This window comes from Sphingomonas bacterium (assembly GCF_903643065.1).
In the GTDB taxonomy this organism is placed as follows: Bacteria; Pseudomonadota; Alphaproteobacteria; order Sphingomonadales; family Sphingomonadaceae; genus Sphingomonas.
Genome location: NZ_CAHJWX010000049.1, coordinates 1 through 8,637, shown reverse-complemented (window position 1 = coordinate 8,637; position 8,637 = coordinate 1). Strand labels below are relative to the sequence as shown.

At 69.8% G+C, this 8,637-nt stretch carries 5 protein-coding genes; 3 read left to right on the top strand and 2 right to left on the bottom strand.

What is annotated here, in order from left to right:
• Positions 1 to 52: 52 nt before the first annotated feature.
• Positions 53 to 1,594: a cryptochrome/photolyase family protein gene (locus HUU95_RS03205; protein ID WP_174278780.1), complete on the bottom strand. Its 1,542-nt coding sequence runs from the start codon at positions 1,592 to 1,594 to the stop codon at positions 53 to 55.
• Between the two features lie 43 nt (positions 1,595 to 1,637).
• Here HUU95_RS03205 and queF point away from each other — a divergent pair, with 43 nt between their 5' ends.
• The 3 genes from queF (at position 1,638) to HUU95_RS03190 (ending at position 5,822) form a co-directional block, all read left to right on the top strand.
• The gene (queF, locus tag HUU95_RS03200) at positions 1,638 to 2,087 is read left to right on the top strand and encodes a preQ(1) synthase (protein ID WP_174278779.1); all 450 of its coding nucleotides are present in this window, start codon (positions 1,638 to 1,640) and stop codon (positions 2,085 to 2,087) included.
• Positions 2,088 to 2,223: 136 nt separating this feature from the next.
• The gene (locus HUU95_RS03195; protein WP_174278778.1) at positions 2,224 to 4,491 is read left to right on the top strand and encodes a glycosyltransferase family 4 protein; all 2,268 of its coding nucleotides are present in this window, start codon (positions 2,224 to 2,226) and stop codon (positions 4,489 to 4,491) included.
• Positions 4,492 to 4,544: 53 nt separating this feature from the next.
• Complete coding sequence (locus HUU95_RS03190) at positions 4,545 to 5,822, top strand: glycoside hydrolase family 130 protein (protein WP_174278777.1); 1,278 nt, start codon at positions 4,545 to 4,547, stop codon at positions 5,820 to 5,822.
• 4 nt (positions 5,823 to 5,826) lie between these two features.
• Here HUU95_RS03190 and HUU95_RS03185 read toward each other — a convergent pair whose 3' ends face one another.
• A complete protein-coding gene (locus tag HUU95_RS03185) occupies positions 5,827 to 7,770 on the bottom strand; it encodes an OPT family oligopeptide transporter (protein ID WP_174278776.1) in 1,944 nt (647 codons plus the stop codon).
• Positions 7,771 to 8,637: the final 867 nt, after the last annotated feature.

Genomic DNA, 8,637 nt, shown 5'->3' with positions numbered 1-8,637 from the left:
CCCTCCGTCACGCGGCTACGCCGCGCGCCACCTCCCCGTCCCGGGGAGGATTTCAATACACCGCCCCGCCCGCGTCCAGCGTGGCCAGGTAGCCCGCCGCCTGCGCGCGCACCTCTCCTTGCGTCTCCGGCGCGAACCGGTCCCAGGTCCGGTATGGCCCGCGCAGCCGGCCGTTGCCGCGCAGCTTGTCCTCGTGGCGCGCCAGGAAGTCCCAGTAGAGCGCGTTGAACGGGCAGGCGTCCGGCCCGACGCGCTGTTTCACGTCATAGCGGCAGTGCCGGCAATAGTCGCTCATCCGGTCGATATACGCGCCCGACGAGATGTACGGCTTGGTGCTGAGCAGCCCGCCGTCGCCGAACTGGCTCATCCCCAAGGTGTTGGGCGCCTCCACCCATTCATACGCGTCGATATAGACCTCCAGATACCATTGCTGGACCTGCATGGGGTCGGCGCCGATCAGCAGCGCGAAATTGCCGGTCACCATCAGCCGCTGGATATGATGCGCGTGCGCGGTGGCGAGCGTCTGCCCGATCGCCTCGCGCTGGCAGTGGAGGTCCGTTTCGCCCGTCCAGTACCAGCCGGGCAGTGGCCGCGTGTGGCCCAGGAAGTTGCGCTTGGTATAGTCCGGTCCCTCGCGCCAATAGATGCCGCGCATGTACTCGCGCCAGCCCAGGATCTGGCGGACATAGCCTTCCACCGAGTTGATCGGCGCGCGCCCCGCGCGATACTCGGCCTCCGCGCGGCGGCACAGGTCGAGCGGGAGCAGCAGCCCGGCGTTGAGGTAGGGCGACAGGATCGAGTGCCACAGGTGGCGCTCGCCCGTCACCATCGCGTCCTCATAGTCGCCGAACCGGGGCAGCGCGTGCGCGAAGAACGCCTCCGCCTGCCGCTGCGCGTCCGCCGCCGTCACCGCCCAGTCGAAGCCGTCGAGCGAGCCCGGATGGTTGCCGAACCGGCGGCGCACCAGGTCCAGCACCTCCAGCGTGATCTCGTCCGGCGCGAACGACAGCGGCCGGGGCATCAGCAGGTCGCCGGCGACGGGCTTGCGGTTCTCCTTGTCGAAGTTCCAGCGTCCGCCCGCCGGCTTGGCGCCGTCCATCAGCAGGCCGTAGCGGGCACGCTGCTCGCGATAGAACCATTCCATCGTCAGCCCGCGCTGGCGCCCCGCCCATTCGCCGAAATCGGCATGGCTGGCCAGGAACCGGTCGTCGCCCCTGATCTCGACGGGCAGGCCGAACCGCGTCGACCAGCTGTCCAGCATCGCCGCGACGCGCCATTCGCCGGATTCGGTGACGACGATCCGGTCGGGCGCGTGCCGCTCGATCGCGCGCGCGAGCTCGCCGGTGAAGCTGCCGCTGTTGTCGGCATCCTCCAGCCGCACATAGTCGACCCGCCAGCCCGCCGCGCCGAGCGCCGCCGCATGGTGGCGCATCGCCGAGAACAGAAAGGCGATCTTGGCCTGGTGATGCCGCACATAGCCCGTCTCGTCCGCCACCTCCGCCATCAGCACGACCGTGTCGGCCGGGTCGGCATCGGTGAGCGAGGACAGGGTGGGGGAGAGCTGGTCGCCCAGCACGAACGCGAGCGTGGTCATGGCCGCGCTTCCTATGATCCCGGGCGCTTCCTAGATAGCCGCGATGACGACCCCGCTTCATCTAGGTCAATCCTCCGCGCTGCCCGCCTCGCCGGCGGACGCGGTGCTCGACTATGTTCCCAACCCGCGCCCCGGCCGCGCCTATCTGGTGCGGTTCGCCGTGCCGGAGTTCACCTCGCTCTGCCCGGTGACGGGCCAGCCCGATTTCGCGCATCTCGTCATCGACTACGTGCCGGACGAGACGATCGTCGAGTCGAAGTCGCTCAAGCTGTTCCTGGGCGCGTTTCGCAACCACGCCGCGTTCCACGAGAACTGTACCGTCGGCATCGGCGAGCGGCTGCACGCGGAGATGGCGCCCCGCTGGCTGCGGATCGGGGGCTATTGGTATCCGCGCGGCGGCATCCCGATCGACGTGTTCTGGCAGTCGGGCCCGCCGCCGGCCGGGCTGTGGCTGCCCGACCAGGGCGTCGCGCCCTATCGCGGACGCGGCTGATTGACTGATCCAGATCGGGCGACCGCTTGAAACAGTCCGTTCGTCCCATATGTTCCTTGTTGCAGCGCAACAAATGCGCAACCTTTCGGTACATGAGCGGTTCATTCCGGGACAAGGTTCGCGAGCGAGGAGTTTTATGGGTCACGCGGCGGCAGGTACGATCCGACGGCTAGCGCTGATCGGCAATTTCCTCCCACGCCAGTGTGGCCTCGCGACCTTCACCACCGATGTGTTCAACGCGATGCGCGACCGGTTTCCGGATGTGGCCGTCGACGTATATGCGATGGACGACAAGCCCGGCGCCCATGCCTATCCGCCCGAGGTGACCTGCGCGATCCCCGAACAGGACCTGTCGGCCTATGTCGATGCCGCCCGCGCGATCGAGGCGAACGGCGCCGACGCGATCTGGCTCCAGCACGAATATGGCATCTATGGTGGCGTCGCGGGCGACCACATCCTCCAGTTGCTCGATCGCACCACCGCGCCGCTGATCGTCACGCTGCACACCATCCTTGAACAGCCCAATCCCGATCAGCGTCGCGTGATGGAGGGGCTGCTGCGCCGCGCCGCGCGCGTCGTCGTCATGGCGGAGCGCGGGCGCGAGATCCTGACGCGCATCTATGGCGCCAACCCGCGCCAGCTGGTGCTGATCCCGCATGGCGTGCCCGACCGCGCGCTGGTGGAGCCGGACACGATGAAGGGCCGCTTCGGCTGGGCCGGGCGTCAGGTCGTGCTCACCTTTGGCCTGCTGTCGCCGGGCAAGGGGATCGAGACGGTGATCGAGGGCTTGCCGGCCGTCGTCGCCGAGCATCCCGACCTGTTGTACGTCGTGCTCGGCGCGACGCACCCCCATCTGCTCGCGCGCGAGGGCGAAGCCTATCGCGACCGCCTCAAGGCGCTCGCCGTCGAGCGCGGCGTCGGCGACCATGTCGCTTTTGTCGACGAGTTCGTCCTGTACGATCGCCTGATCGACTATCTGCAGGCCGCCGACGTCTATTGCACGCCGTACAAGAACGCGCAGCAGATCACGAGCGGCACGCTCTCCTATGCGGTGGGCATGGGCAAGGCGGTGGTGTCGACCCCCTATGTCCATGCGACCGAGATCCTCGCCGACGATCATGGCGTGCTGGTGCCGTTCGGCGATGTCGACGGCTTCTCGCGCGCGATCGCCGGCCTGCTCAGTGACCCCGCCGCGCGACGCGCGCTGGAACAACGCGTTTATGCGCGTGGCCGCACGATGATCTGGTCCCGGCTCGCCGAGGCGATGCTGGCGGCGACCGGCGACGGCATCGCCGCGCGCCCGCGCCGCCTCGCCCCACGACCCGCGCCTCAGCCGCCGTTGAGTCCCGATCTGGCGGCGGTGGAGCGGATGAGCGACTCCACTGGCATGCTCCAGCATTCGATCTATTCGGTGCCGGACCGCCGCCACGGCTATTGCATCGACGACAATGCGCGCGCGCTGATGCTGATGAACGCGCTCCCCAATGTCGACGAGGTGACGCGCGACAAGTGGACGACGATCTACGCGTCCTTCATCCAATATGCCTGGAACCCGGATGTGCGGCGTTACCGCAACTTCATGCGGTTCGACCGCAGCTGGTGCGAGGAGGTGGGCTCGGAGGATTCGAACGGTCGGGCGCTTTGGGCGCTCGCCGTCACCGCGCGCGACGCGCGCGACGCCAAGCACCGCGACTGGGCGGTGATGATGTTCGACGCCACCGCCTCGCTGGCGCTGGAGCTGCAATCGTTGCGCGCGCAGGCGTTCGCGATGCTGGGCGCGGCCGCGATGCTGGAGGCGCGGCCCGGGCACGAGCTGGCGCTGTTGCTGCTGCGCGCGCTGCCCGACACGCATCTGGCCCTGCTCGCGGAGGCGCGGCGGCCCGAATGGCAATGGTTCGAGATCGTGCTCGCCTATGACAATGCCCGCCTGCCGCACGCGCTGATCGCGGCGGGCCGCGCGCTGGGCCGCCAGGACCTGGTCGATTGCGGCCTCTCCACGCTGGCCTGGATCTGCGACAAGCAGACCTCGCCGGAGGGCCGGTTCCGCGCGGTCGGGACCGAGAGCTTCGGGCGTCCCTATGCCGAGCCGCTGAAATACGACCAGCAGCCGCTGGAGGCGCAGGCGACCGTCGAGGCGTGCGTCGAGGCGTTCCGCGCCTCGCGCGATCCGAAATGGCTCCGCGAGGCGGAGCGTGCCTATCGCTGGTTCCTGGGCGCCAACGACCTCGACCTGCCGCTCGCCAGCCGCGACGATGGCGGGTGTTTCGACGGGCTGATGCCGACCGGGCTCAACCGCAACCAGGGTGCGGAGTCGATCCTGGCGCTGCAACTCGCCTCCTGCGCGATTTCGGGGCTTGGCCAGCTGCCCTCAAGCGTGGCAGGGCCGGTGACGGCCGCCGCGTAGCCTCGCTCGCGAACGGCCTGGATTCACGGGCTGCGGGCGAGGCGACGAACGGCATGGACCTGGGCAATTTCGGCCTGCGGCTGCACGCGGATCCGTCGCGCGTGGTGGTCAGGCCTTTCCACATCGCCTGGGGCAGCTCGGGCGGACGCACCCAGCGGCTGGTCGCCGAGGTGCTCGGCATGAGCACGGGCGAGGCGCGCGAGCAGCTGGAAGAGGTGCTCAAGGATTTCGAGGCGCGCCACTGGCAGACGCGCCGCGTGTTCATGACGCGCTACGACCAGATCGAGGAACTGCTCGACCTCAACGGCGCGGAGATCGGCGACGAGAAGCGCCAGCTGATCGGCGCCTATTTCTGCCATGAATACAGCTATGCCGCCGCCGCGCTGATGAACCCCAGCGCGGTGCCGCATGTCGATCAGTCGGGCATGCCGGCGGGCTCGATGCGCATCCTGATGTCGATGCGCGCGGTGGGGGAGGGGCACATCTCCTCCGTCGCCTTTCGCGAGGGCATCATCACCGAGGATCAGGAGCTGAAGCTCGCGCCCGAGCCGCCATTCGCCACCGCCACCGACATGATCATGCGCGGCCGCGACCTGGAACAGCCGCAAGGGCCCGTGACGATCCACCGCCACCGTGACAGCACGCTGTCGGGCACCGTGATCTTCCCGATCACCGCGGCGCAGTCCAAGGGGCTGGAGGACCTGCGCATCGTCCGCTTCCAGCACGACGACGAGAGCGTCGAGTGGATCGGCACCTATACCGCCTATAACGGCGCCACCATCCAGTCCGAGCTGCTGCGCACGCGCGACTTCCGCGCCTTCGACCTCGTGCCGATGACGGGCGGGGCGAGCCACAACAAGGGCATGGCGCTGTTCCCGCGCCGGGTCGGCGGCAAGTTCATGATGATCGGCCGCTCGGACGGCGAGAACCTGTTCCTGCTCAAGTCGGACGACCTGACGCATTGGGACGAGGGCGAGCGGATCCTCACCCCCGTCTTCCCGTGGGAGCTGGTGCAGATCGGCAATTGCGGCCCGCCGATCGAGCTGGACGAGGGCTGGCTGCTGCTCACCCATGGCGTCGGCGCGATGCGCAAATATTCGATCGGCGCGGCGCTGCTCGACAAGCGCGACCCGTCCAAGGTGATCGGCCGCACCAGGGTGCCGATCCTGGCGGCGCGCGACCAGGATCGCGAGGGCTATGTGCCCAACGTCGTCTATTCCTGCGGCGCCATCCGCCATGGCGACCAGCTATTCCTGCCCTATGGCATCGCCGACAGCTCGATCGGCTTCGCCTTCGTGCCGATCGGGGAGCTGCTGGCGGCGATGGTCTAGGCGGTCATCGCGCCGCTGCCCGCGTCCGTGCGTAGAGCCATGCGACCAGCGCGGCGAAGACCAGCGTGCCGCCGACCAGCGCCGCCGTTTCGAAGCGAGCGCCGACCAGCGCGAGCGGGGTGTCGGTGCCCGCGAGATAGACGATGCCGGCAAAGAACACGCCCCACAGGCTCTCGCCGACGATCATCCCCGTCGCGGTGAGCACGCCCAGCCGGCTCGCGCCCTCCGCGTCGCGCTGGCGCGCGGCCCAGCGCTCGTAGCGCCAGCCGATCACCGCGCCGATCACGACGGGAAGCGTCACCGACATCGGCAGATAGATGCCCAGCCCGATGCCCAGCGGCGGCAGGCGGAGCCGGCCCGCGACGCCCAGCAGCTCGTCGAGCAGCACTACGGCCGCGCCGACGGCCGCGCCGATCCCGATCATCGTCCAGTTGAGGTCGCCGCCCAGCACGCCTTTCGCCAGCGCGGAGATCAACGCCGCCTGCGGCGCCGCCAGCGCGTTCGGCCCCGCGCCCGGCATCCCGGCGAAGCCGAACGAGGTCATCATCAGCTGCAGCACCGGCGGCACCACGACGCTGCCGAACAGGACGCCGATCAGCAGCGCCACCTGCTGCTTCCACGGCGTGGCGCCGACCAGCTGGCCGGTCTTGAGGTCCTGAAGATTGTCGTTGGAGATGGTCGCGACGCCGAACACGACCCCGGTGACGATCAGCGCATAGGCGATCAGCGCCTGGCCGGTGCCGGGCGGCGTCGCGCGGCCGAACAGCCCGACGAGCAGCAGCGACGCGGCGAGCACCGACAGCACGCCGATCCCCGAGACCGGCGAGTTGGACGCGCCGATCAGCCCGGCCATGTACCCGCACACCGCCGCGATCACGAGCCCCGCCACCAGGATGAACAGCAACGCGCCCGCGATCAGGACCAGCGCCGACCCGGCCAGCGGCCCGCCCGCGAGCGTCGACCACAGCAGCCCGGCGATCGGCAGGAGGATCAGCAGCGATCCGCCCGCGACGAGCGGGAAGGGGAGGTCGCGCTCCTCCAGCGGCACCGCGACGTCGCGTGCCCGCGTCCGCGACGCCTGGATCGACGAGCGGATGCCGCCCGCCACCGGCCCGGCGATGCGCAGCAGCGTCCAGATCGCCGCCACGCCGATCACGCCCGCCCCCAGGAAGCGGATGTCGGTGTGGAAGACGCCGCCGACCCAATCCGCCAGCGGGCCCGGCTTGGGCGCGGCGGCGGCGCGGATCGGCAACGCGACGCCATAGCCGATGACGATGCCGGCCAGCATCGCCATCCCCACCGACAGCCCGACCAGATGCCCAACGCCGAACAGCGCGAAGGACAGCCCCGCCGAGACGGTGGACGCGCCCGCGCCGACACGGAAGAACAGCGTCGCCTCCGACAGCGCGAGCCGCGTCTGCGTCAGGATCGCGAACCCGGCCGACACGATCGAGGCGACGCTGATCGCGAGCAGCCCGCGCCCGCTCGCTTCCTCGCCCTCGCGGCTGCCGGCGCCGATCTTCAGCACCTCCGCCGCCGCCGTGCCCTCCGGATAGGGCAGGTCGGTATCGACCACCAGCGCGCGGCGCAGCGGCACGGAGAACATCACGCCGAGCAGCCCGCCCGTCGCGGTCACCCCCGCCGTGGTCCAGAACGGGAAGCCGTGCCACCAGCCGATCATCACCAGCCCGGGCAGCACGAAGATGATCGCCGCCAGCGTCCCCGCCGCCGACGCCACCGTCTGCACGATGTTGTTCTCCAGCACCGTCGCGCCGGGCAGGTAGCGCAGCACCGCCATCGAGATCACCGCGGCAGGGATGGAGGTGGCGAAGGTCAGCCCGACCTTGAGCCCCAGATAGACGTTGGCGGCGGTGAACAGCAGCGTGATGACGCCGCCGAGCAGGACGCCGCGCGCGGTGAGTTCCCGGGCGGAGGTCGTGGCGGTCATGCGGGCGCTTGGATGTGCATGGGCACAGTGGAGCGGGCGGGGGCGGCCGTGTCAACTTGCCGGCGGGTCACCAGTCGATGTCGCCGAGCCCCGGCGACGTGACGAGGTGACGGCTCGCGGGCGGGCGGGCTGTCGGGCGGCAGGCATCGCGCTTCTCCTGGCAGCTCGCGCTTGTCGGACTGCGCCAGCGTGGCCGATGATTTAGCCCATTCGTATCGCTCGGGACGAACGGATGAGCGCGAGCCGGGAGACTTGCAGCGCCACGATCGGAGCCCCGCCCGCGCTTGGAAGCGAGCTGCCTCAACCCGTCTGGTTTGTCGCCTGAGCCTGTCCTGATCAGGTGGTAACATCCGTTCGTCCCGAGCGAAGTCGAGGGACCAGTGTGGTGCGGTATCTGACCCCTCGTCCGAGGCTCGGGAGAGCGTTCGCTCGACATGAACGGGTCAGGGTACGGTCTGAACTGGACAATTTCTAGGGCGACGCGGCCGCGCGGCAGACTGATCGCTTGAGGCGCACCCGGCGCCGTGCGAGCCGGGCCGAGCCGCCGTCGAGCGGCAGCCCGCTGACCACAGGCAGGTCACCAGCAGCGCCGACCAGACCGCCGGGAACGGCCAGCGCCCGCGCCCCGCGAGCGACGGCAGCGCCATGCTTGTCCTCGTCTTGTCGGTTCCTGACCAGCCGACCCGCCATCGCGATGACAGCGCGCGCGCGACCTGTTACCGGGCGGTTCGCCGGAAGGGGGCCGGCGCGGCGTGCTGGAGATGACATTCGATCAGGTGGCGGCGATGGCGGCGCGGAGCCGGCGGGACTATGTGCGCCGCTTGGCCGGCGTCCTGCGCGCGGGCCTGCCCGCGCTGGCCGGGATGC

What these genes read in the sequence shown, in the direction of transcription:
- HUU95_RS03205 (WP_174278780.1), bottom strand. Translation starts at nt 1,594, where the DNA reads ATGACCACGCTCGCGTTCGTGCTGGGCGACCAGCTCTCCCCCACCCTG.
- queF (WP_174278779.1), top strand. Translation starts at nt 1,638, where the DNA reads ATGACGACCCCGCTTCATCTAGGTCAATCCTCCGCGCTGCCCGCCTCG.
- HUU95_RS03195 (WP_174278778.1), top strand. Translation starts at nt 2,224, where the DNA reads ATGGGTCACGCGGCGGCAGGTACGATCCGACGGCTAGCGCTGATCGGC.
- HUU95_RS03190 (WP_174278777.1), top strand. Translation starts at nt 4,545, where the DNA reads ATGGACCTGGGCAATTTCGGCCTGCGGCTGCACGCGGATCCGTCGCGC.
- HUU95_RS03185 (WP_174278776.1), bottom strand. Translation starts at nt 7,770, where the DNA reads ATGACCGCCACGACCTCCGCCCGGGAACTCACCGCGCGCGGCGTCCTG.